Origin of the sequence: Agrococcus sp. TSP3-2-1 (genome assembly GCF_049897585.1) — a bacterium.
Lineage (GTDB): Bacteria > Actinomycetota > Actinomycetes > Actinomycetales > Microbacteriaceae > Agrococcus.
In genome coordinates, this window is record NZ_JAFCWN010000003.1 from 388,990 (window position 1) to 410,668 (window position 21,679).

Consider the following 21,679-nt stretch of genomic DNA (forward strand, 5'->3'; position numbering starts at 1 on the left):
CTCAGTGATGGGTGGTGACGGCTGCCGACCGAGCTGCAGGCTCCGGCTCGGTCGTGGCTGTCGGTGTGGGGTCCACCGCCTCGCTCTTGAAGCGGCGGAGGCGGAGGCTGTTGCCGACGACGAAGACGCTGGAGAACGCCATCGCCGCGCCGGCGAGCATGGGGTTGAGCAGGCCGAGCGCCGCGAGCGGGATCGCCGCGACGTTGTAGGCGAAGGCCCAGAACAGGTTGCCCTTGATGGTGGCGAGCGTCTTCCGGGAGAGCCGGATGGCGTCGGCGGCGCTGCGCAGGTCGGCGCGGACGAGCGTGAGGTCGGATGCTTCGATCGCGGCATCGGTACCGGTGCCCATCGCGAGACCGAGGTCGGCCTGGGCGAGGGCAGCGGCGTCATTGACGCCATCGCCGACCATCGCGACGGACTTGCCCTCTCGCTGCAGCTGCGTGATGACGTCGACCTTGTCCTGCGGCAGCACCTCCGCGATCACCGAGGTGATGCCGACCTCGGCCGCGATCCGCTCGGCGACCGCCTGGTTGTCGCCGGTGAGCAGCACCGGCGTGAGCTCGAGGCGCTTGAACTGCGCCACGGCGGCCGCGCTCGTCGGCCTGACGGTGTCTGCGACGACCAGCACGCCGCGCGCCTGACCGTCCCAGCCGGCGGCGATCGCGGTCTTCCCCTGCTGCTCGGCGGCGTCCTTCGCCTCGGCGAGATCGGCAGGCAGATGCATGGACCAGTCGGCTAGCAGCGAGGGGCGTCCGACGATCACCGCATGTCCATCGACGACGCCCTGCACGCCCTTGCCCTCGATGTTCGTGAAGCCTTCCGGGGTGGACAGTGCGCCGAGCTCCTGCGTGGCGGCCTTCGCGATGGCCTGCGCGATCGGGTGCTCGGAGGCGTCCTCCAGCGCGCCGGCGAGACGCAGCAGCTCGCTCCGGTCGGTGCCGACGGCGGTGTGCACATCGGTGAGCGTCATCTTGCCCGCGGTCACGGTGCCGGTCTTGTCGAGCACGATGGTGTCGATGCGGCGCGTGGACTCGAGCACTTCGGGTCCCTTGATGAGGATCCCCATCTGCGCGCCGCGGCCGGTCCCGACCAGCAGCGCGGTCGGGGTCGCGAGCCCGAGGGCACATGGGCAGGCGATGATGAGCACGGCGACGGCGGCGGTGAAGGCGGCCGCCGCGGGGAACCCCGCCCCGAGCCAGGCGCCCAGTGTGCCCACGGCGATGACGATCACGATCGGCACGAAGATGCCGGAGATCTTGTCGGCCAGGCGCTGCACCTCGGCCTTCCCGGACTGCGCGTCCTCCACGAGCTTCGCCATCTGGGCCAGCTGCGTGTCGGAGCCGACGCGCGTCGCGCGCACGACGAGTCGGCCGCCGGCGTTGACGGTGGCTCCCGTGACGGTGTCGCCCTCCCCGACCTCGACGGGCACGGATTCGCCGGTCAGCATGGAGGCATCGACGGCCGACGTGCCGGAGATGATGGTGCCATCGGTGGCGATCTTCTCGCCCGGCCGGACGACGAACTCGTCGCCGACCACGAGATCCCTGGTCGGGATCCGGATCTCCACGCCATCGCGGAGCACTGCGACGTCCTTCGCGCCCAGGTCGAGCAGCGCGCGCAGCGCGGCGCCGGCCTGCCGCTTCGAGCGCTTCTCGAAGTAGCGGCCAGCCAGGATGAACATCGTCACCCCCGCGCCGACCTCGAGGTAGATATTCGCGGCACCATCACTGGGTGCGACGGTGAGCTCGAACGGGTGCGTCATGCCGGGTATGCCCGCGGTGCCGAAGAACAAGGCGTAGACCGACCACAGCAGTGCGGCGCTCGTCCCCATCGAGATGAGCGTGTCCATCGTCGCGGCTCCGTGCCGCAGGTTCGTCCACGCCGCCTTGTGGAACGGCCATGCTCCCCACACGATGACCGGCGCCGCCAGCGCGAGCGACAGCCACTGCCAGTAAGTGAACTGCAGCACCGGCAGCATCGCCATCGCGATCACCGGGACGGTGAGCACAACCGACCCGATCAGCCGGTGCCGCAGGCTCATCAGCTCCGCATCCGGCGTCTCGCCGTCGTCGTCTGACGCGGCGGGCTGCTCAGGGGTGGGAAGCGCTGCGGTGTAGCCGGTCTTCTCCACCTCTGCGATCAGCACCGCAGGGTCGAAGTCGGCGGGCGCCGAGACCTTCGCCTTCTCCGTCGCGTAGTTCACGGTCGCGGTGACACCCTCGAGCTTGTTCAGCTTCTTCTCGATCCGCATCGCGCAGGACGCGCATGTCATCCCGCCGATCTCCAGCTCCACGCTGGAATCCGCGGCCGTCGGCTGCAAGTCGGTCATGAACGTCTCCTCGTCGGTGCACCGGGCGCAGCGCGCATCCGGAACGGATTCCTAGTCAGTGCTCGTCGTGCTCAGCGTCGCCGTCGGTGTCTTCCGGACCATCAGTGCCAACGGGTTCCTCCGTGGCGACCGCGGTGTCCGTCGAAGCGATCGCGTCGAGCACGAACTGCGCAGTGTGCACCTGTCCATCGACCTGGAAATCGAGATACAGCAGATACCGGCCGACGGTCGGCGTCTCTGCGGTGAACGCCACCTCCGGGCCCGCGACATCCCCGGGCTGCGGCTCGTCGCCGTGGGCATGCACGTGCATATAGGCGAGGTCGCCCTGGCGGAGCGCCACCAGATGGCCAAACGCTCCGAGATACGGTTCGAGGTCGGTGACGGGATCACCGTCTCGGGTCACTTCGACGCTCAGGTCGCTCGCACCGCCCGCCGCGAGCTCGCCGGTGATCGTCACGTCGAAGCCGTCGACGGTGTCGCGCTTGCTGACGGCGGCCGCAGGCTGCGGCTCGAGGGTGCCTGCGACGTCGACCATGCGGGAGAGCGTGACGGCGGTCCCGTCAGCGGTGACGAAGTCCGCGTACGCCCGGTAGCTGCCAGCGCTGTCCCAGCTCCACGGCAGCGACCAGGTCCCTGTCGTCCGATCGAGCCCCGGATGCACGTGACGGTACTGGCTGCCGTCGGCACGGACCGTGATCAGATGCAGATCCTTCCCGTGAGCGGTCTCGAACTCGGTCAGCGGTTCGCCGACGCGGTCGAGGATCTGGAACGAGAGCGAACCCGTCTCGCCCGTCGCCGCAGGCGCTGCGATCGGTCCCATGGTGAGACCCGATCGGGCGATGGTCACGCCGGTCACGTCCACCTCCTCTGCTCGCTGCGCCGTCTGCGATGGTGTTGCCATACCGGAGGATGGATCACCGTGGTCGGCCCGGTCGCCGTGCGACCAACTGGCGGCGGCGTCATCGGGAGCCAATGCGCCGGCGATGGTGAACGTCGCACCAAAGGCGAGCACGAGGCCAGCTCCGTACATGCCCAACCGGGCCGGTGCATTCATCGCAGCGGGGCTGCCTCATAGCCAGCCTCGTCGACCGCGGCGAGGATCGCTGCGTCGTCGATGGACTGCGAGCCGGCGACCACCAGCCGGCCGGTCTGTGCACTCACCTGGACGTTCTCGACCCCCGCAACCTGCTCGACTTCCCCGCGGATCGCGACCTCGCAGTGGCCGCAGGTCATGCCGGTGACCTTGAACTCGGAGCTGCTCATGGTGTCTTCCCTCTCGCTTGACAAGGTACCCCTGGGGGGTATTGATTTGCCTTGACCATATACCCGGTCGGAAATGCGGTCAAGGAGTGACCATGATGTCGATGCTCGAGCCTGACGTGCTGATCGTTGGAGCCGGGGCCGCCGGTCACTCGGCAGCGGTGATGTTGCGCGACCTCGGCTTCGCCGGCTCTGTGCACGTCGTCCATGGCGAGCCGCATCCGCCATACAACCGCACCCTGGTCGACAAGGGGATCTTGCCCGGCCTGCTCACCGTGGGACAGGCTGCGCTCAAGGATCTGTCACCGCTCGGTGTCGAGCTCGAGCACGGGCGCGCAACCGCAGTTGACGCAGATCGGTGCGCCGTCCGCCTGCAGGACGGCCGGACGCCGACCTACCGCGCCCTGCTGCTCGCGATGGGGAGCACGCCACGGCCGCTGCTCGACCGCGAACGGACAGGCGTCTTCCAACTGCACAGCGCGGACGACGCCATGCGGATCCGCGACCACGTCGGCGGTGATCCAACGGGGCGCACCGTGACGGTGCTCGGCGCCGGGCTGGTGGGGTCGGAGGTCGCGAGCTACTTCGCCACGGCAGGAGCCGACGTGCATCTGGTGGCGCGATCCGACGTGCCACTCGCGCGTGTGCTCGGGCGCCCGATCGCAACGCGGCTCAGCGACCTGCACGCCGAGCACGTCACCGCGCACTTCGGCCGTGCCGTGATCGTCCTGCCGCCGTCGGGGTCGCGAACCCGCGTGCGGCTCGACGATGGCAGCGAGCTGCCCTCTGAACTGGTGATCGTGGCCCAAGGGACAGCGCCCGATACGTCATGGGCGTCCAGCGATGCTGAGGGCATCAGGGTCGACGACCGCCTGCGGTCGATCACGATCCCCCGGGTGTACGCGGCCGGCGCGGCCTCAGCGCACACGATGCCGGACGGCACATTGCGCCGCATCGACCACTGGGACGACGCAGTTGCGCAGGGCGCCCATGCCGCGCGGACGATCATGCACGATCTCGGTGAAGGTGAGGACCCGGGCCCGTATCGCCCGGTATCCGGCTTCAGCTTGCAGGTGCACGGACTGTCGATCATGGGTGTCGGCGCCGCGGCTCCGGATCCGGTCATCGATACGGCATCGTCCCCCGACGGCAGCCTCATCACGACCTTCCGTGACAGGGAGGGCAATCTGACGGGCGCGGTCGGGCTCTCGACCGCACCCGAGATCCTCGCCATCAAGACCCAGCTCGCGGGCGGCCGGTAGGAACCGACCGCACCGCGGCCTGCGCTCAGGGGATGAGTGACTGCCAGGTCTGGCCGAGGTCACCGGTGCGCTGCAGTCCGGACTCGGTCGCCACGATCACCTCGCCGTCGGGCAGGAGTGTGAGGGCGTGGATCTGCTCTGGAGTCGTGCCCTCGGCCGTCCACCGCTGCGCAGGGCCGGATCGCCACAGCGTGCCGACGAGGTCGACACCGATGACCGTGTCCTCGGAGCCGGCGAGCAGCACCAGGGGCGGGGCGCCCTCGACCGGCTGGAAGCTCTGACCCATGTCGGTGCTGACGCCGAGACCGGCGATGCTCGTCATCAGCAGTCCGTCGCTGGTGGCCAGCAGGTCGTAGGGTTCCTCGGCGGCGCCCTCGCGCCAGGACACGCCCATATCGTCGCTGATCAGGATCTGACCCGCGTGCGCACCGACGACCGCACCCGCGAACCGGTCGTACGTGAGCGCGTGGAAGTCAGCCACGCCCTCGAGCGCCACGGCCTCCCAGCGCTCGCCCTCGTCGGAGCTCCTGATCAAGCCGAGGTTCGGCCCCTGCAGATGCTGTGGCCCGGAGGCTCCGGGATGGCCGGAGGCGAGCAGTTCACCATTGGCGCGGGTCAGGCCCATGAGGTCGATGACGTGCTCGCCCATTGGGCCGACCACATCACCGGAACCGAGGTCGACGGTGAACAGTCCGTTGTGGGTGCCGACGAGCAATGACAACCCGTCCTCGCTCGGGATGAGCTTATGGATGTGGTTGTCCGTCGTGAGGGACGCCGCGGTCGCGCCCGTGGCGGCGCACGCAGTGGTGGCCAGCACGATCGCGGCGGAGAGCGCAGCGGCCGCACCGACGCGCCGGCGGCTCGGTGATCGATGATGCTGCACAGACCCATCCTTCTCGAAGCGGTTGCTGAAAGGGGCGGGGGCGCCGGCGCCCTACTCGGCATCAATGCCTGCATGGTGCAGGAGCAGAGCCTTGCGCCAACCACGCGGTCGATGCTGCAGTCAGCTCGCGCACTGGCGCTCTGCCGGCTCCTCATATGCCGGCACGGGACGAGCCTCGGCCTCTCCCTGCGTGCTCGCCACGCCATTGGTCTCGATGTCTCCGATGAGCCAGTCCATCTCGAAGATCTCCCGCCGCTGCGCCTCGCTGATCTCGACCGCCAGCTCGCACACCCGCACGTCTTCGATGCCGGCGCGCTCGGAGCGCGTGATGGCAAGGGAGTGGTGCGGGATCATCGCGCTCATGAAATCAGTGTCATCGACCGTGGCCTGCGTGCGGTCGAGGACGATGCCACCCCGAGCAGCAGCACGCTGACCGCGATCACCGCGATGTTGCCCTTCGGGTTCTTGTACATCCGCAGCATCCACGCGAGCATGACGAGCGCCATCGCGCCGCCCATGGTCAATGCCATGAACAGGCGGCTCTCGCTCCAGCGGACGTCGCCCCACTCCCAGGAGCCGGCGTACATCGCCCCGTACATGATGACCATGCCGGTAAGGATCATGGCGGCGAAGCGGAGGTATGCCTTCGCACCGGTGCTGGACTGATGCTTGTCCTCGACGTGACCTCCTCGCTCATGCTGGTGCTCATCGTCGTGCTTCATCGTCGCCATGATCGGCACTCCCTTCTCGTCTTCGCACCGACGCCGAAGACTCCCGGTCTCCGGCTCATAGGCTGGAACCGGCGGTTTCTGGGCCATCGGAGCTCATGCCGTGGGCATGCCTCCACCATCCCACGGAACGAGCGACCCGCCAGCGCCGAGTGTTCGCGGTGCAGGCTCGCCGGTCGATGTCGCCGCAGCTGTTCGGACCGGGCTCCAGCATGGTGCTCTGGCTGCAGATAGGCGAGGTGAACCTCGAGTAGCACTCGAGTGACAGCGTCGCCCTGGTCGCGCGGGGGCTTCACCAGCGTGCCCCAAGCGCATCTGCGAGGGCAGCTCGCTCTCGCGCGCCTCTTGCGCTTCGCGCTCATTTCGAAGCCGCTCCTGGTCGGCTCACCACGATCGCGCAGCGATCTACGACGAACACTGAGGCTGCGCTTCATTCCTGTGGGCGTCTGGGCTGTCGCACGGCTTGAATACCCGCCGTCTGGCTTCGATTCCGAAGCCCAGCAGCAGCCCGCCGCGACTCGTCGTCGGGAGCTCGCAACGCGCGATTCGATCAGATGCTTCGCATTCTTCGTGTTCCCGTGTACCGTCGTGGCATACCCCCGGGTGGTATCAAGCAAGCGGCTCGATGACGAACCGAATGTTCGCTGGACGAGCCGGCTCGACACGAGCCCGATCTTCGAGATGCAAAGGACTGCGATGCTGAACCCGGAAGCAGATGCGTACTCGACGACAGCGCTGGCTCACCGCCCCGTGGCGTTGGAGATCACTGGTTTGAGTGTTTCCTTCCACACCGGCGGCGAAGAGATCCACGCTGTGCGCGACGTCAGCATCAACGTCCGTGCCGGCACGACGCATGCGATCGTCGGGGAGTCTGGATCCGGCAAGAGCGTCACGATGATGAGCGTGCTCGGACTGCTGCCGACTGAAGCGCGCGTCACCGGCTCGATCCAGTATCAGGGAGCGGAGCTGGTGAACGGCACCGATGCCGAGCTGCGAGCGGTGCGCGGCGCCGAGATCGGCGTGATCTTCCAGGATCCGCTCTCGTCCTTGAATCCGGTCAAGACCGTCGGAGCGCAGATCCTGGAATCCATGACCGCGCATCGTGGCACGGCGGCGCGGGCGACCTGGAAGCGGGCCGCTGAACTGTTGGCGGAGGTGGGCATCCCAGAGGCGGAGCGGCGCGTGAAGGAGTATCCGCACCAATTCTCTGGCGGCATGCGCCAGCGCGTCATGATCGCGATGGTCCTCGCCGCGGAACCGAAGGTGCTGATAGCCGATGAGGCAACGACAGCTCTGGACGTGACGGTTCAGGCGCAGATCCTCAAGCTGGTGCAACGCATCACAGCGGAGCGGTCCATGACGACCATCTGGATCAGCCACGACCTCGGCGTGGTGGCGCAGATCGCCGATGAGATCACCGTCATGCAGAGCGGGCGCGTCGTCGAGCACGGGACGTGCGTCGACATCTTCGCCAACCCACAGGAGCAGTACACGTCCGAATTGCTTCGGAGCATGCCGCGCCTGGACGCGCCGCTGCGCGAGCTGCCCACACCGAGCACGGCCGCCGCAGCCGCGTCAGTCGAGGTCCGAGATCTCGAGGTCGCCTACCAGATGAAGCGCAGCCTGCGCGGAGGCGATCGCGTCGTGCGAGCGGTCGACGGCGTCTCTCTCTCGATCGGGGCCGGTGAGACGTTGGGGCTCGTAGGAGAGAGCGGTTCCGGCAAGTCGACGTTCGCGCGAGCGCTCCTGGGCCTGGAGCCGACGCGTCATGGCACCGTGCGAGTCGCCGGGAACGACATCGTCGGCGCCAAGCGGGCGTCCCTGAGCGCCCTCCGGCGGAACGCGCAGCTGGTGTTCCAGGATCCCTCATCATCGATGAACCCGGGACTCCCCGTGCGAGAGATCGTGACAGAGCCGTTGCTGATCAACCACAGGATGTCGGCATCGGACCGCCGGACTCGCGCTGCCGAGCTCCTCGAGCTCGTCGAGCTCGACCCGCAACTGGCCTCGCGGTATCCGCATCAGTTGAGCGGCGGGCAGCGGCAACGGGTCGCGATCGCAAGGGCGCTCAGCCTAGAGCCATCACTGCTCGTTTGCGATGAGCCGGTCTCTGCTTTGGATGTGACTGTCCAGACCCAGATCCTCGAGCTGCTGCGTCGCCTTCAAGCGGATCTCGGCATCTCGCTGCTGGTGATCTCGCACGACCTTGCGGTGATCCGTGACATCGCCCATCGGGTGGCCGTCATGTACTTGGGCAAACTCGTGGAGGTCGGGGATCGCGCTGCCATCTTCGACTCCCCCCAGCATCCGTATACTCGCGCCCTGCTCGCCGCCGTGCCGGTCCCGGATCCCAGGCGGAGAACTCCGCCGACCCCGTTGCAGGGCGATCCTCCGAGCCCGCTCGCGCCGCCGGCTGGCTGTCGCTTCCACACGCGATGCCCCGCCGCGGTCCTCGGGCGGTGCGATGCGGCCGTGCCGGCGCTCAGGCCACGGGCACCGCGTCACGATGTCGCGTGTGTTCGCCTCGGTGAGTCAGACCTCTCGGACGCCAGACCTGGTTTGAGAACACCGAGCGCCTCGACCGAGGCACGACATGAGAGAACGGAGTGAAGGCAATGCATCGAATCAACCGACGACGACGTTGGGCACTGATCGCCCCCGTGGCCGCTACCGCCACCCTGCTTGCAGGCTGTTCCGCCGGGGGCGGCGCGACGCCGACGGACGATCCCGCAGCGGAGGGCCCGAGCGGCGCGGAGATCGTCCGGATGGCGAACTTCGGACAGGAGGGCAACATCACTCCTCACACCTACGAGACCGCAACCGGCTACAACCTGCTCGGCCTCGTCTACGACTCCCTACTGCAGATCGATGAGGACGGCGTTCCCCAGCCCTGGTTGGCCGAGGAGCTCACGATCTCGGACGACGGTCTCACCTACACGATGCCGATCCGCGACGACGCCGTCTGGCACGACGGTGAGCCGCTGACAGCGGAGGACGTGGCGTTCAGCTTCGACTACTACCAGAATGGCCCTCCCGGCCGATTCCGGACCGCCGTCTCGGCCGTCGAGTCGGCCACCGCCGACAGCGACACGGTGACCGTGCAGCTGACCCAGCCAGCAGCCTCGTTCGAGCTCCGCACGCTCGCCGAGGTACCGATCCTGCCAGAGCACATCTGGTCCAGCATCCCCGCTCCGGACGAGGCGCCGTTCGACGATTCGACGAACGTCGGGTCCGGCCCGTACCAACTCGTCGAGTCGGACCCGGGAACGAGCTACATGTTCGAGATGAACCCTGACTACTTCGCCGGCACTCCCACGGTCGAGGAGATCAGGGTCATCCAGTTCGCGAACGACGCCGGCGCGGTCGCCGCGCTCCGATCCGGCGAGGTCGACATGATCACTCGTTCTGTCACCCCGGAGCAGATCCCGGTCCTGAACTCGCAGGAGGGGTTGTCGGTGCTCGAGGGCCCGGAGTACGTCACCACGCTCCTGGTGTTCGACACGCAGAAGGAGCCCTTCTCGAACGTCGCGGTCCGTCAGGCGATGGATCTGGCAACCGATCGCGAGCTGCTCGTCTCGGATGTCTATCTCGGCGCTGCGATCCCTGGGAACGCGGGTTGGGTGCACCCCGAGTCGCCCTTCTTCGATGAGAGCGTCGAGACGACGTTCGACGTCGACGCGGCGAATGCGCTGCTCGATGACGCCGGCATCACGGACAGCGACGGCGACGGCGTCCGCGAGCTCGACGGCGAACCGCTCGAGGTCGAGCTGCTCGCCGTGTCGAGCAACGCGCTTCGGATGAGGATCGCCGAACTGCTGGCATCGCAGTATGCCGAGATCGGGATGAACATCGAGGTCGCATCTCTGGACCAGGAAGCCTTCGACCAGTTGACGTGGCCGGAGTACGACGTCGCGCTGGGACGCAACTACGACATGGCCGTGTTCGGGTGGTCCGCACCCACCCAGGCGGACATCGGGCAGATGGGGGCGCTCGTGGACAGCGACCCGACCCTCGGAAACCTGAACATCATGGGCTATGTCAGCGACGAGGCTGATGCTCTGGCCGCCGAGTTGCGCACCGAGTCGGATCCGGATGCGCGCGCGGCAGTCGCCGATGAGCTCCAAGCGCTCATCGCCGAGGAGCTTCCGCTGATCACGCTGCTCTACCCGAACGGGCTCTACGGGCACTCGCCTGCCGCATTCGACGGCTGGACTTCGATCACCGGTCAGGGTCCGATCAACAAGCTGTCCTTCATCCCCGCCGACGCGCGGCCCTGACGGTCGAGCACTGACGAGAAGGAGGTGGCCACTGTGGGCCCCTGGCGATTCTTCCTACCCCGAGTCGGGCAGTACGCGATCGTGCTCGCGGTGGCCATCTCTCTCAACTTCTTCCTCCCCCGGCTGATGCCGGGAAGTCCGCTCGCGCTGCTCGCCGGCGTCGAGCCGTCTGAGCTGACCCAGGAAGAGCGCCAGGCGCTCATCAGCGAAGCAGGGCTGGACCAGCCGATGATCGTCCAGTACTTCCGGTACTGGGGCAACGTTCTGACATTCAACTTCGGCAAGTCGTTCCGCATGAACGAACCGATCGGCGAGCTCATCCTCGATCGCTTGCCGTGGACCTTGCTGATCACCCTGACCGCGCTGCTGCTGTCGTCACTCATCGGCATCGCATTGGGGGTCCTTGCGGCCTGGCGGCGCGGCCGCGCCTCGGATGTCGCCAGTCTCAACACGATGATCGCCCTGGAATCGACGCCGTCGTTCTGGCTCGGGATGCTCTTCGTCGCGCTGTTCTCCGTGACACTGGGCTGGCTCCCCTCGTATGGAGCTGTGACACCCGGAGCGACGCTGTCGCCATGGGAGACGATCGTCGATGTCGCCGCGCATGCCGCTATGCCCATCCTGACCCTGACGATCCTCAGCGTGCCGGGCATCTTCCTCACGATGCGGTACTCCACCCTGTCGGTGATGGGTGAGGACTTCATCAGGACAGCGCAGGCGAAGGGGCTCACGAACACCCAGGTGCTCTCCCGCCATGTGGTCCGCAACGCCATCGTCCCCGTCAGCACAGTCATCGCACTGCGGCTCGGATTCGCATTCGGCGGCACTGTCGTGATCGAGACGGTGTTCTCGTACCCAGGGCTGGGCCGGCTCGTCTTCGAAGCTGTCTCATCGCGGGACTACCCGGTGATGCAAGCGACCTTCCTCGTGTTCACCATCGCCGTGCTCATCGCCAACACCCTGGCCGACCTGCTGTATCCGCGCCTCGACCCAAGGACTAGGACATGACGCCCAAGACCCCATCCCCGGCACGACCGAAGACGAGCGGGGTTCCGACGGTCAGCATCCGCACGTTCATCACCCCGCGCGACTCCACGCGCCTTGCCCCACGCGACTTCACTCGGGTCATAGGCACCGTGGGCGCCATCATCGTGAGCACGCTCGTGCTCGTGGCGATCTTCGCGCCGCTGATCGCTCCGTACGACCCCTCGATCCGTGCCGGTGCACCCTTCTCGCCGCCGAGTGCCGAACACCTGCTCGGCACGAACGACGTCGGACAGGACATCCTCAGCGAGCTGATCTTCGGCACGCGGGTGTCACTCATGGTCGGCGTCGTCGCCGCGAGTGCCGCCATGCTCATCGGCACGACCATCGGGCTCGTGGGCGGCTACTTCCCGCGGGTGGGGGGGATCATCATGCGCGGCGTTGACGTCGTCCTCGTGCTGCCCTTCCTGCCGTTGCTCATTGTGCTCTCCACGTACCTCGGACGCAGCGTGCTCAACACGATCCTCGTGATCGCGTTCCTGATCTGGGCGCCGACAGCACGGGTCATCCGCTCGCAGGTGCTCAGCCTGTCGCGTCGCGACTACGTCACCGCGGCGCGCTCCATGAATGCCGGGGACGCCTACATCATCCGGCGGCACGTGATTCCGCGCACGTTCCTGCTGGCGATCGGGGAGTTCGTCGCGGCGACGAGCGCGGCGATCCTCTTGGAGTCGTCGCTGTCGTTCCTCGGGCTCGGCGACCCTCTCCAGAAGAGCTGGGGATCCGTCCTGTACTGGGCGCAGGCTCGCGGAGCCTTTCTCACCCCGGCCTGGCAGTGGTGGGTGCTCCCACCGGGCGTGCTGATCATGCTCGCCGCCCTCGGCTTCGCGCTTCTCGGCTATGCCTTGGAGCAGAAGATCAATCCACGACTTCGCCGTGCTTGACGGCGTCCGTTAGAAAGGAACAGGATGACAAGAGTTCTCATGATGGCCAGCTATGGTCTCGAGATCGTCGAGTGCGGAGGTGCAATCGCGACCGCGCTCGCAGCCGGAGACTCGGTTCACGCGGCCGTGCTCATGTGCCGCGACGAGAGTCGCCCGCAGGTAGGCCGATCCGCCGAAGCACTCGGCATCACCACTGAGGTCGACTTCTTGGACGTCGCGTTCGGCGAGGTCGACTTCCTCGGCGATGCGAAGACGAAGGTCGTCTCGCTCATCCGTCGGGTGAAGCCCGACATCATCATCATGCAAGACCCGGAACACGCGCAGCATGACCTTGACCCCGACCGAAGAGTGATCGCAATTCTCTACGCAGAAGCGCTCTCGGTGGCGGGGCGCGACTGGCGGATCGAGGAGTGCGGCGGACATCAGCCGCACCCTGTGCCCACGATCTACTACATGACGCCGGAGCGCCCCAATTGCGTCGTGGAGATCGGCGAGCACCTGCCGAAGAAGCTCGACGCCCTCGCGACGCTGACATCGCAGAACACCTTCAGTGCCGAGCATTGGCTGGCGGACACGAGCCCGGAGATCCTCAAATCCATCGTGCCCGCGTGGACGGATGGGAAGACCGACACACTTGGCCTCGAGGGGCAACGCGCGCTCTTCACCGCGCTCGCCATCAGCAATGGACTCGCCTCCCATTCCGGCGCTGTGCTGGGCGAGCCGTACCGACGGGAAGGCACCTTCCTGCTCGACCGCCTCGTGAAGTGACGGGTGTGGTCGTCTCGTAACGGGACGGCTACAAAGCCGGAACTCAGCACGGCACTCAAGCGGCTCGTCAAGGGCTGGAGTTCCGCAAGCTGTCGTAGCAGCGAGCTTCGCCGGTCAGCGCTCCCGGGAGTTGAACGAGACGCTTAGTTCGATCCCGGGAGCGCCGTGGCAACGACGCGCACGCGATCGCTTCTTCCGGCAGAGGCTGCTCCGAATCGGTGGTTCAGCGGATGAGACGACCGATGGCTTGAGACGCCTCGCGGATCTTGTCCTCGGCGACGTCGCCGCCAGACAGAGCGGCGTCCGTCACGCAGTGGCGTAGGTGGTCCTCGAGAAGTCCGACGGCGACATTCTGCAACGCGCCCGTGAGAGCGGCGATCTGCGTGAGGATCTCGATGCAGTACTGCTCCTCGTCGACCATGCGTTGGATGCCGCGCGCCTGTCCCTCGATCCGTCGGAGTCGCGCGAGATACCGCGCCTTGTCAGTGATGTAACCGTGCTCCCCCAGCTCGCAGGCGGTCCCTGTCGTCGTGATGCCTGTCATGGTTCCCTCCGGTCCGGATGCTCTCATCGATGCTGAACGACTCGGGTCGTGGCGTCACTCCGCAGATCGAGACGGCACAACTGAGAACTCGGCGCAACGACAATTGTAAGACAGCTTCATCTTGCGGGCGCGGCGCGAGAGCGCTCGATCACGGAGACAACCGTTCTCCCAATCGCTGGCGAGAGTCACGTCTGCGCATGCGATCGCGACATCGGTGCTGATCCCGAGCGCGGACCCGACATCGGCTGGCGCAAGGGGTGCGTCGATGACGTCTCGTCGAGCATCGCGATCGTCCGGCCTTGGCGCTGCAACTGCGGCACATCCGCAACCTTGTCCATTCGCGTTGACTGACCGGGCGCCACGAGACACGCGCAGCCCCGCACAGCGGCCGAGGAGGGAGCACGGCCGAGCAGCCGGCCTGGCGGCGCTTCACCCTGCCGCTCTTCAGGAGCGATCGCCGATCAGCCGAGCGCGGCGAGAGATCGGCGCACGCGCGCTCCCAGCGCCGACATGCCTCGGCGCACACCCGGGAGTGCTCGTGTATCGCCGCCTGCTGCTCGCATCTCATCCGCGCAAGCCTTGCATGCCGCCCGCCAGGCCTCCAGGAACGCGCAGACGGCGCCTGCGTCGGAACCGGTCTGACGCCAGAGCACTCGACCAGTCGTCTCGCAAGCGTCGGCGCAGTCGAGGTTCATGCGGATGCATATGGTAAGTCGGCGACGAGGCACGCGTCAACTTACGCCGCGCAGGTCTGCGCACACTCGAAGCACGCTTCGATACAAGCTGCGAGCGCTTGCTCGTCGATACCGCCGAGGTCCTTCGGGCACGTGTCGAGCATCGCTCCTACGTGGTGAGTCATGGCTCTCTCCTTCGATCGTCGTCAGTGTTGCGCGGCATCGGTCAGCGCAGAGGCATGCCTCCCGCTCTCAGGAAGGCTCCGGGATTCGCCAGCGTGCCGCGCGGCGACGCAGCCTCGCGACGCCGTCGGCAGCGGCATCGTTTGCGCGCCGCGGCCGGCGGCGATGTCGACTCCGGCGTGCAGCTCGGGACGGAGCCGACCGAGCCGACCGTTTCGCATGCAGTCAGGCGAAGTGAACCGGCCCTGGAGGGACGAGCGCCAACCGCTCTCACCACCGCGGGAACCCGAGACGGCACCAGCGAGGACGCTACTGCGGCCGCGACACGCGCAGGGACGGCCGCATCGTCGCGAGCTCCGGCCACACCAGCACCTTTGAGGAGGCGCAGTCTCGGTCGGATGCGCTATCCCAGTACGGCGCAACAGGTTGCACTGCGGCGATGTAGAGTTTGCGCATGAATGCAAGTCTGCAAACGACAAGTGCCGAAGCCCACGTCGAGCTCGCTGTCGAGATCTTCTCGATGCTGGCGGATGCGACTCGCGTGCGTATCCTGCTCGCCCTGCGAGGCGGCGAGCTGGCGGTCGGAGAACTGTCCGAGGCCGTGGGCAAGACGGCGCCCGCGGTTTCGCAGCATCTCGCAAAGCTTCGGCTCGCTCGGATGGTTGTTGCACGGCATGAAGGGACGCGCGTCTTCTACCGGCGCAGCGATGATCATGCTTTGCAGCTCGTCCTCGATGCGATGCATCAGGCCGGGCATTCACTCGGGCTCGCAGTCGCTCACGCGGAAGAGCGCGCGAATGGTTGAAGTGCTGCGGAACTCGTCATACCGGAACCTGTTCACGGCGCAGGTGGTCGCGCTTCTGGGCACAGGTCTACTGACGGTCGCGCTCGGCCTGCTGGCCTTCGACCTGGCCGGCGTCGACGCCGGGATCGTGCTGGGTACTGCGCTGACGATCAAGATGCTGTCGTACGTGTTCCTCGGACCGGTCATCACAGCGCTGACCTCCCGAGTGCCGCGAAAGACCTTGCTGATCTCGGCGGACGCGGTGCGTGCCGGCGTCGCGCTGCTGCTGCCGTTCGTGACCGAAGTCTGGCAGATCTATGTGCTGATCCTGCTGCTGCAGGCAGCGTCGGCGACGTTCACGCCTGCCTTCCAAGCGGTGATTCCAGAGGTGCTACCGGACGAGCGCCAGTACACGCGCGCGTTATCGCTCTCGCGTCTTGCGTATGACCTGGAGTCTCTTGCGAGTCCCGCGGTAGCTGCAGCATTGCTGACCGTGATGAGCTACAACAATCTCTTCCTCGGTACGATGGCTGGCTTCGCCCTCTCTGCGCTACTGGTCGCCGTGACTCGTTTTCCGAGGATTGCGCACGAGGAGGGCGCGAGCTTCCTCGAACGGCTCACGCGAGGCGCGCGGGTGTTCTGGCGCAGCACGGAGTTGCGAGTCCTCCTGGCACTCAACATGGTGGTCGCGGCGCCGACGGCGATGGTGATCGTCAATACGGTCGTCGTCGTGCAAGGCGACCTCGGTCGAGGTCAAGCAGATGTCGCGCTGCTGCTCGCCTGTTACGGCGCAGGGTCGATGGCCGTGGCGCTGCTGCTGCCAAAGCTCCTGGATCGCCTGCCGGAGAAGCCGGTGATGCTCTCCGGCGGGATCGCCGCCGTGTCAGGGCTCGCCCTTACGGCACTGGTCATGAGCACGAGTGTTGTCGCGGTGTGGCCTATCCTGCTTGCCGTGTGGGCGTTGATGGGCGCGGGGAACGCCTGCATCCTCACAGCCGCGCCCCGACTGGTTCGTCGCAATGCCTCGACGCCCGAACGTCCCGCAGCCTTCGCCGCTCAGTTCGCACTGTCGCACGCATGCTTCATCGCGACCTATCCCCTTGCGGGCTTCCTCGGCTCGGCGATCGGCGTAGGCTGGACGGCGCTCTTGCTCGGCATCGTCACCGCGGCCGCTACCGCCACCGCCGCGCTTCTCTGGCGCCGCCACTCCATCGTCCATCCGCAGGCCTGACCACCATGGTTCGCCGGTTCGGGCCGATGTTGCCGACCTGAGTGACCCATCGCCGGGCGTCGTGCGCTCGACGTCTGACTCTTGGCGGCTGCGCCGAGCAGGACGGAACTGGTGCAGCTCTATCCTGATCGCCAGCGCGGCGACTTCGGCGCACTTGAGCACATCAGCACGGGTTGCGCGCAACCGTTGGCGAGGCTCCCGCCTGCGTAGGCGATCGCGACATCGGTGCGTCGGCCCGCGCAAGCGGGGCGTCGTTGCCTCCTTCGCCGCCCTGCCCACTGCTGGGGCCTCCGCAACTCGTCCCTTCGCGTCAAGCCAGCGAGCGCAGTCACCTTCGTAGAACCATCGCTGCGAGCGGAGACGCTGGAGGGCGGTCGCTTCAGCCGAGCGCGGCCAAGAGATCGGCGCACGCGCGCTCACAGCGTCGGCACGCCTCCGCGCACACGCGGCAGTGCTCGTGCATCTGCGCGTGCTGCTCGCACTCATCCGCGCAAGCCTTGCACGCCGCCCGGCATGCCTCCAGGAGCGCGCGGATGACGGCTGCGTCGGAACCGGTCTGACGCGAGAGCACTCGGCCCGTCGTCTCACATACGTCAGCGCAGTCGAGGTTGATCCGGATGCACTTGGTGAGCTCAGCGACCATGTCCTCCGCCAAGCAGGCGTCAGCACATGCCGTGCATGTCTGTGCGCACTCGAAGCACGCCTCGATGCAGGCTGCGAGCGCTTGCTTGTCGATGCCGCCGAGATCGCTCGGGTAGGTGTCGAGCATCGCTTCTACGTGGTGAGTCATGGTTCTCCCCTTCTAGCGTGGTGAGTGATGCAATCCATCCAACCCACCGGGGCGGTGCTCGTCACCCCGTGAACTCACAGGGTCCGTTCCCACTCGGGCGCCCAAGCCACCCAGGTGGCGAAATCGTTACCCATCCGTTACATTTGAGCGGTTCGCGCGCTCTTCGACTGCCTGGAGCGTCGCATGCGCCGACAGCTCGTGCGGCTCGCGAACCCCGCCTGACGCCGATCGAGGACCCGCCCAGCGTGACCAACCCCGCCCCAGAACCGTCGGTCGAGTCGTGCGCTCCCGCCGAGGGCGCAACCACCCGCCGAGCGCTGCGCGAGCGCGAGCGTGCCGCCCAAGCCATCGCCATGACGGGCGCCGAGGCTCGCGCGAGTGCACGAGTCACCGTGCGTCACGGCGCTCCGCCCCTCTACACGACTCGTGCGGCGCTGCGCGCGCGAGCAACGCAGACCGCGCGTGAGCTGCACGTCACCATGGCGGAAGCCGTCCCGGCGCAACGGGCGGCATCGGCCCCGAACCCCGCTCTCGGCGCCGACGAAGCCCCGTCGGCGAGGGCGCCGGCCCGACGCCCCGTGCGGCTGACCGCGCACGAGGTACGGCAGACGCCCCACGCGTCCCCACGCCCGCGGCGCATCGGGAGCGCTCGAGGAATCGCGAGGAAGGTCACCGCTGCGAGCGCGCTCGCGTTCATCGGAGCACTCGTCGTGGTGACGACGCTCCCGGCGCAAGCGATGCAGGCGCCCGACCGGCTCGATCCCCAGGTGGCATCGATCGAGCCGGAGTCGCAAGAGCTCGCACCGATCGATGCCGAGGGCGAGACCGTGTTCACGCGCGACGACATCATCGTCACCGATCCCGTCGCGGCCGCCACGATCTCCGACGACGAGCTCGCGCGGTACCAGTCGGTGGCCGATGCAGAGCCCCGCGGATCCTCCTACGGTGGCGACCCGGCGCTGCCCGACGTCTGGAGCATGCTCCGAACGGATTACGTGCAGAGCCCGTTCCCGGGCCTCGCGCAGCTGCGGATCACGAGCCCGTTCGGCAACCGGGCCGGTGGATTCCACGGAGGCACCGACATCGCGCCGGGACTCGGCACCGAGATCCGACCGATCGCGAACGGCGTCGTCTCCGAGGTCTGGCAGGGCGACAACCCCGGTGGCGGCGGATACGTCGTCTTCATCGATCACAACATCGACGGCCAGTTCGTGCAGTCCTGGTACGCGCACATGGTGCCCGGCTCGATCCAGGTCGAAGTGGGTCAGGTCGTCGACGTCACGACCGTCATCGGCCAGGTCGGGAACTCCGGCCGCTCCACCGGTCCCCATCTGCACCTCGAGCTGAAGAACGCGGACTACGTCTCCTTCGACCCGATCCTGTGGCTGCAGACTCGAGAGCTCAGCCTCGAGCGGCCCTGAGCGACCGCTGCCCCGGCTGGTCGTTGCACGTCAGGCGTCCGTGATCGACGTCTCGACGTCGAGCTCCTCGCGGTTTCGTCGCGTGGCGCGGAACTGGCGCAGCTCGAGCTCGATCGGGAGGTCGGCGATTCCTGGCCCTCCCGATCGGACGTACTCGCAGAGCGCCGCGTTGACATCCGAGTCGTTCACGTCCCCGATCCACACCGGCTCGCCCTCCGATGCCGCGGCCGCTGGGACGACGACCACGACGTTCGAGTGCTCGCAGGCATCCAAGCACTTGCTCGGCGCGACCTGCGCCGACCGCCCGACCAACTCCCTCGTCTCGCGCAGGAGTCCGACGTGGTCCACGCCGGGATGCTTCGCTCGACTTCCGCAGTCGCCGCCCCTGCACACCACCACGGTGAGTGCGTGCCCGTCAGCTGCACGCTGCCGCCGCTTGTTCCTCGCGCGTGTCATGACGACACCGTATTGGTCGTGGCTGGTCAGCGGCACGCTGGCGGACCTCATAGGCTCACCCGGTAGCGTCTCCGATGCAGATCGGAGGAGGTGGCCATGGATGCCTTGCGCAGCATGACCATGCCCGCTCCGATCCGAGCCCGCACGATGCTCGCCATGGCGGTCGCCGTGGCCGCGGTCATCGCGGGCCTCCTGGCCATGCACGTGCTCGGCGGTGGATCGCACCATTCCCCGCACGCGAGCGCGCCCGCGGTCGTGCACACGACGGCGGCGGCAGAACAACCTGCTCCCGTCGGGCTCGATTGCGGCATGGTGGCATGCGATGAGCTCGGTCTGATGGTGGTGACTTGCGTCATCGCCCTACTGGCCGTCGTGGCGCTACTTCCGCTGGCCCGCGTTCGATGGACGATCCGGGCTGGCGCGCCGCCTCTGCGAGCGACTGCTGCTGCAGCTCGTGCAGTGCCGGGACCGTCCCTCATCCTGCTCTCGATCAGTCGGACATGATCGCGCGACTCGGTTGCCCTGTGCATCCGAGCTCCGAACCGACCATGCTCCACCACTGAAAGAGATGCAAGACATGACCATGAAGTTCCGCGCGCTCGCACTGAGCGCCGTCGCGATCCCGCTGGTGCTCACCGGCTGCGCGACCAGCAGCAACCCGGCTCCGAGCAGCGAGCCGACGACCCCTTCCGCCTCCGCGACGGCGCAGGCGGCCTTCAACCAGGCCGACATCGTGTTCGCGAGCGGCATGATCGTGCACCACCAGCAGGCGATCGACATGTCAGAGATGGTGCTGGCGAAGGACGATGTCGATCAGGGCGTCCTCGAGCTGGCAGAGCGGATCCGAGCCGCGCAGCAGCCGGAGATCGAGACGCTCGAGGCGATGCTCGCCGAATGGGGAGTGGATTCGTCTGAGCACGCCGGCATGGATCACGGCGGTGACAGCGGGATGATGTCGGAATCCGACATGGCACTGCTGGAGGAAGCCCCGGGGCCCGAGGCGTCGCGGCTCTTCCTCGAGCAGATGATCATGCACCACGAGGGCGCCGTGGAGATGGCGCGCACCGAGGTGACCGACGGCCAGGACGCCGAGGCGGTCGAGATGGCCGAGCGGATCATCGCCGACCAGTCCTCCGAGATCGCCGAGATGGAGTCGATGCTCTCCGAGCTTTGACCCTTCGCTGATCGGGGCGGCGGGTGTCGCCGCCCCGATCAGTCGTGCGGGCGGTGACGCCTGCCGCCGCGCCGCCATGCGCGCTTCAGCTTCCGGATGCCACGAAGGACACATCATGCCCACCAATATTCGAATCGGTCGCCGCCTGCTCGCGGCCGCCGCCCTCTCGACCTCGATCGGCGCTCTCGCCTCCTGCGCCGCGCCCCCACCCTCGGTTGCCCTCACCGAGGACAATCACGTGCACGAGCTCGCCACCAGCCCTGACGGCCAGTCATTGCTGGTCGCGACGCACAACGGACTGTTCACCGTCGACCTCGCCGACGGTGATGTCCGCGGTCCCGCCGGGGACCTGAGGATCGACCTCATGGGGATGGCTGTCGCCGAGCACGCTCTCCTCGCGTCGGGCCACCCCGGCACGAGCGGACCTCAACCCCTCCGCGGCCCCAATGTGGGCCTCATCCGCAGCGACGACCTCGGCGAGAGCTGGGATGCCGTCTCGCTCGAGGGTGTGGCCGACTTCCACGCGCTGACCTACGATCCGAAGGCGGAGACGATCGTCGGATCGCACGCCGGACAGCTGCTGATCAGCGAAGACATGGGTGTCAGCTGGCGCGAGGGCACTGCCGTCGACACGTACGACCTGCTCGCCGCCGACCGAGGCCTGCTGATGACGAGCTTCGCCGGGCTCTCGAGCAGCCTGGATGGAGGCGGGACCTTCGAGCCGGTTGCCGATGCCCCGGCGCTCGTGCTGCTGGGCGGCTCAGGCGACGCCATCGTGGGCGTCGACCAGCAGGGCGCGCTGTGGGAGTCCGGCCCTGACGAGGCGTGGCGCGCGATGGGAACAACGCCGGAGCAGGTTTCCGCGCTCACGCGACTGCCCGATGGCGACGTCGTGGTCGCCGGGGAGTCAGGACTTCAGCGGACGAGCGACCAGGGACAGACCTGGCGTCCGTTGCAGTCCTGACCGCTGCTGAGAGCCGATCGGAG

General features: G+C 67.4%; 21 protein-coding genes and 1 pseudogene. 12 read left to right on the plus strand and 10 right to left on the minus strand.

Annotated elements, in window-relative coordinates; translation table 11 throughout:
* Position 1: 1 nt before the first annotated feature.
* Genes ACP7BI_RS06645 through ACP7BI_RS06655 form a run of 3 tightly spaced genes read right to left on the minus strand, consistent with a single transcriptional unit; the run spans position 2 to position 3,592 of the window.
* A complete protein-coding gene (locus tag ACP7BI_RS06645; RefSeq protein ID WP_211450217.1) occupies positions 2 to 2,329 on the minus strand; it encodes a heavy metal translocating P-type ATPase in 2,328 nt (775 codons plus the stop codon).
* 55 nt (positions 2,330 to 2,384) lie between these two features.
* Positions 2,385 to 3,383, minus strand: coding sequence for a heavy-metal-associated domain-containing protein (locus tag ACP7BI_RS06650; protein ID WP_425844539.1), 999 nt, complete (start codon positions 3,381 to 3,383; stop codon positions 2,385 to 2,387).
* The gene (locus tag ACP7BI_RS06655) at positions 3,380 to 3,592 is read right to left on the minus strand and encodes a heavy-metal-associated domain-containing protein (protein ID WP_425844540.1); all 213 of its coding nucleotides are present in this window, start codon (positions 3,590 to 3,592) and stop codon (positions 3,380 to 3,382) included. The genes ACP7BI_RS06650 and ACP7BI_RS06655 overlap by 4 nt, the downstream gene beginning before the upstream one ends.
* Before the next feature lie 92 nt (positions 3,593 to 3,684).
* Here ACP7BI_RS06655 and ACP7BI_RS06660 point away from each other — a divergent pair, with 92 nt between their 5' ends.
* On the plus strand, positions 3,685 to 4,851 hold the full coding sequence (locus tag ACP7BI_RS06660) for an NAD(P)/FAD-dependent oxidoreductase (RefSeq protein WP_425844541.1): 1,167 nt from the start codon (positions 3,685 to 3,687) through the stop codon (positions 4,849 to 4,851).
* Between the two features lie 25 nt (positions 4,852 to 4,876).
* On the opposite strand, the gene ACP7BI_RS06665 is transcribed toward ACP7BI_RS06660, so the two are convergent.
* The 3 genes from ACP7BI_RS06665 to ACP7BI_RS06675 all read right to left on the minus strand — a co-directional run bounded on the left by ACP7BI_RS06665 (position 4,877) and on the right by ACP7BI_RS06675 (position 6,456).
* Positions 4,877 to 5,734, minus strand: a complete 858-nt coding sequence (locus ACP7BI_RS06665; protein WP_425844542.1) for a WD40/YVTN/BNR-like repeat-containing protein — start codon at positions 5,732 to 5,734, stop codon at positions 4,877 to 4,879.
* Between the two features lie 120 nt (positions 5,735 to 5,854).
* Positions 5,855 to 6,097: a hypothetical protein gene (locus ACP7BI_RS06670; protein WP_425844543.1), complete on the minus strand. Its 243-nt coding sequence runs from the start codon at positions 6,095 to 6,097 to the stop codon at positions 5,855 to 5,857.
* Positions 6,094 to 6,456: a hypothetical protein gene (locus tag ACP7BI_RS06675; protein ID WP_425844545.1), complete on the minus strand. Its 363-nt coding sequence runs from the start codon at positions 6,454 to 6,456 to the stop codon at positions 6,094 to 6,096. Before ACP7BI_RS06675 ends, ACP7BI_RS06670 begins: the two co-directional genes overlap by 4 nt.
* A gap of 702 nt (positions 6,457 to 7,158) precedes the next feature.
* On the opposite strand from ACP7BI_RS06675, the gene ACP7BI_RS06680 reads away from it, so the two are divergent.
* From ACP7BI_RS06680 to ACP7BI_RS06700, 5 genes are read left to right on the plus strand one after another with little or no spacing between them, the layout of a single operon-like run.
* Entirely contained in the window at positions 7,159 to 9,072 is a 1,914-nt protein-coding gene (locus ACP7BI_RS06680; RefSeq protein ID WP_425844547.1) for a dipeptide ABC transporter ATP-binding protein, read from the plus strand.
* Positions 9,073 to 9,077: 5 nt separating this feature from the next.
* Entirely contained in the window at positions 9,078 to 10,739 is a 1,662-nt protein-coding gene (locus tag ACP7BI_RS06685) for an ABC transporter substrate-binding protein (protein ID WP_425844548.1), read from the plus strand.
* A 33-nt stretch (positions 10,740 to 10,772) separates the two neighbouring features.
* Positions 10,773 to 11,747: an ABC transporter permease gene (locus tag ACP7BI_RS06690; protein WP_031223215.1), complete on the plus strand. Its 975-nt coding sequence runs from the start codon at positions 10,773 to 10,775 to the stop codon at positions 11,745 to 11,747.
* A complete protein-coding gene (locus ACP7BI_RS06695; protein WP_425844549.1) occupies positions 11,744 to 12,667 on the plus strand; it encodes an ABC transporter permease in 924 nt (307 codons plus the stop codon). Before ACP7BI_RS06690 ends, ACP7BI_RS06695 begins: the two co-directional genes overlap by 4 nt.
* Positions 12,668 to 12,709: 42 nt before the next feature.
* Positions 12,710 to 13,435: a PIG-L deacetylase family protein gene (locus tag ACP7BI_RS06700; protein ID WP_425844550.1), complete on the plus strand. Its 726-nt coding sequence runs from the start codon at positions 12,710 to 12,712 to the stop codon at positions 13,433 to 13,435.
* 223 nt (positions 13,436 to 13,658) lie between these two features.
* Here ACP7BI_RS06700 and ACP7BI_RS06705 read toward each other — a convergent pair whose 3' ends face one another.
* A complete protein-coding gene (locus ACP7BI_RS06705) occupies positions 13,659 to 13,979 on the minus strand; it encodes a metal-sensitive transcriptional regulator (RefSeq protein ID WP_021009515.1) in 321 nt (106 codons plus the stop codon).
* A gap of 478 nt (positions 13,980 to 14,457) precedes the next feature.
* Positions 14,458 to 14,838, minus strand: a pseudogene (locus tag ACP7BI_RS06710) (four-helix bundle copper-binding protein); the annotation flags it as partial.
* Between the two features lie 452 nt (positions 14,839 to 15,290).
* Between ACP7BI_RS06710 and ACP7BI_RS06715 the strand changes: the two are divergent.
* Both ACP7BI_RS06715 and ACP7BI_RS06720 read left to right on the plus strand, forming a co-directional pair.
* Entirely contained in the window at positions 15,291 to 15,641 is a 351-nt protein-coding gene (locus ACP7BI_RS06715) for an ArsR/SmtB family transcription factor (RefSeq protein WP_425844551.1), read from the plus strand.
* The gene (locus ACP7BI_RS06720) at positions 15,634 to 16,851 is read left to right on the plus strand and encodes an MFS transporter (protein WP_425844553.1); all 1,218 of its coding nucleotides are present in this window, start codon (positions 15,634 to 15,636) and stop codon (positions 16,849 to 16,851) included. The genes ACP7BI_RS06715 and ACP7BI_RS06720 overlap by 8 nt, the downstream gene beginning before the upstream one ends.
* Before the next feature lie 379 nt (positions 16,852 to 17,230).
* Here ACP7BI_RS06720 and ACP7BI_RS06725 read toward each other — a convergent pair whose 3' ends face one another.
* Positions 17,231 to 17,641 (minus strand): four-helix bundle copper-binding protein, encoded by a 411-nt coding sequence (locus tag ACP7BI_RS06725; protein ID WP_026374351.1) that lies wholly within the window; start codon positions 17,639 to 17,641, stop codon positions 17,231 to 17,233.
* A 710-nt stretch (positions 17,642 to 18,351) separates the two neighbouring features.
* On the opposite strand from ACP7BI_RS06725, the gene ACP7BI_RS06730 reads away from it, so the two are divergent.
* A complete protein-coding gene (locus tag ACP7BI_RS06730) occupies positions 18,352 to 19,062 on the plus strand; it encodes a M23 family metallopeptidase (RefSeq protein ID WP_026374350.1) in 711 nt (236 codons plus the stop codon).
* A 30-nt stretch (positions 19,063 to 19,092) separates the two neighbouring features.
* Here ACP7BI_RS06730 and ACP7BI_RS06735 read toward each other — a convergent pair whose 3' ends face one another.
* A complete protein-coding gene (locus ACP7BI_RS06735) occupies positions 19,093 to 19,518 on the minus strand; it encodes a hypothetical protein (protein ID WP_026374349.1) in 426 nt (141 codons plus the stop codon).
* Between the two features lie 96 nt (positions 19,519 to 19,614).
* Between ACP7BI_RS06735 and ACP7BI_RS06740 the strand changes: the two genes are divergently transcribed.
* The 3 genes from ACP7BI_RS06740 (at position 19,615) to ACP7BI_RS06750 (ending at position 21,656) form a co-directional block, all read left to right on the plus strand.
* Entirely contained in the window at positions 19,615 to 20,022 is a 408-nt protein-coding gene (locus tag ACP7BI_RS06740) for a DUF6153 family protein (RefSeq protein WP_026374348.1), read from the plus strand.
* Positions 20,023 to 20,035: 13 nt separating this feature from the next.
* Entirely contained in the window at positions 20,036 to 20,692 is a 657-nt protein-coding gene (locus ACP7BI_RS06745) for a DUF305 domain-containing protein (protein WP_425844555.1), read from the plus strand.
* A gap of 115 nt (positions 20,693 to 20,807) precedes the next feature.
* On the plus strand, positions 20,808 to 21,656 hold the full coding sequence (locus tag ACP7BI_RS06750) for a WD40/YVTN/BNR-like repeat-containing protein (protein ID WP_425844557.1): 849 nt from the start codon (positions 20,808 to 20,810) through the stop codon (positions 21,654 to 21,656).
* The last annotated feature ends 23 nt before the right edge of the window (positions 21,657 to 21,679 follow it).

Excerpts from the sequence above, each read along its gene's own strand:
- ACP7BI_RS06650 (WP_425844539.1), bottom strand. The coding sequence starts at position 3,383 with ATGAATGCACCGGCCCGGTTGGGCATGTACGGAGCTGGCCTCGTGCTC.
- ACP7BI_RS06735 (WP_026374349.1), bottom strand. The coding sequence starts at position 19,518 with ATGACACGCGCGAGGAACAAGCGGCGGCAGCGTGCAGCTGACGGGCAC.
- ACP7BI_RS06725 (WP_026374351.1), bottom strand. The coding sequence starts at position 17,641 with ATGACTCACCACGTAGAAGCGATGCTCGACACCTACCCGAGCGATCTC.
- ACP7BI_RS06715 (WP_425844551.1), top strand. The coding sequence starts at position 15,291 with ATGAATGCAAGTCTGCAAACGACAAGTGCCGAAGCCCACGTCGAGCTC.
- ACP7BI_RS06670 (WP_425844543.1), bottom strand. The coding sequence starts at position 6,097 with ATGAGCGCGATGATCCCGCACCACTCCCTTGCCATCACGCGCTCCGAG.
- ACP7BI_RS06700 (WP_425844550.1), top strand. The coding sequence starts at position 12,710 with ATGGCCAGCTATGGTCTCGAGATCGTCGAGTGCGGAGGTGCAATCGCG.
- ACP7BI_RS06720 (WP_425844553.1), top strand. The coding sequence starts at position 15,634 with ATGGTTGAAGTGCTGCGGAACTCGTCATACCGGAACCTGTTCACGGCG.
- ACP7BI_RS06750 (WP_425844557.1), top strand. The coding sequence starts at position 20,808 with ATGCCCACCAATATTCGAATCGGTCGCCGCCTGCTCGCGGCCGCCGCC.
- ACP7BI_RS06660 (WP_425844541.1), top strand. The coding sequence starts at position 3,685 with ATGATGTCGATGCTCGAGCCTGACGTGCTGATCGTTGGAGCCGGGGCC.
- ACP7BI_RS06645 (WP_211450217.1), bottom strand. The coding sequence starts at position 2,329 with ATGACCGACTTGCAGCCGACGGCCGCGGATTCCAGCGTGGAGCTGGAG.
- ACP7BI_RS06675 (WP_425844545.1), bottom strand. The coding sequence starts at position 6,456 with ATGAAGCACGACGATGAGCACCAGCATGAGCGAGGAGGTCACGTCGAG.
- ACP7BI_RS06695 (WP_425844549.1), top strand. The coding sequence starts at position 11,744 with ATGACGCCCAAGACCCCATCCCCGGCACGACCGAAGACGAGCGGGGTT.
- ACP7BI_RS06685 (WP_425844548.1), top strand. The coding sequence starts at position 9,078 with ATGCATCGAATCAACCGACGACGACGTTGGGCACTGATCGCCCCCGTG.
- ACP7BI_RS06705 (WP_021009515.1), bottom strand. The coding sequence starts at position 13,979 with ATGACAGGCATCACGACGACAGGGACCGCCTGCGAGCTGGGGGAGCAC.
- ACP7BI_RS06740 (WP_026374348.1), top strand. The coding sequence starts at position 19,615 with ATGGATGCCTTGCGCAGCATGACCATGCCCGCTCCGATCCGAGCCCGC.
- ACP7BI_RS06655 (WP_425844540.1), bottom strand. The coding sequence starts at position 3,592 with ATGAGCAGCTCCGAGTTCAAGGTCACCGGCATGACCTGCGGCCACTGC.
- ACP7BI_RS06680 (WP_425844547.1), top strand. The coding sequence starts at position 7,159 with ATGCTGAACCCGGAAGCAGATGCGTACTCGACGACAGCGCTGGCTCAC.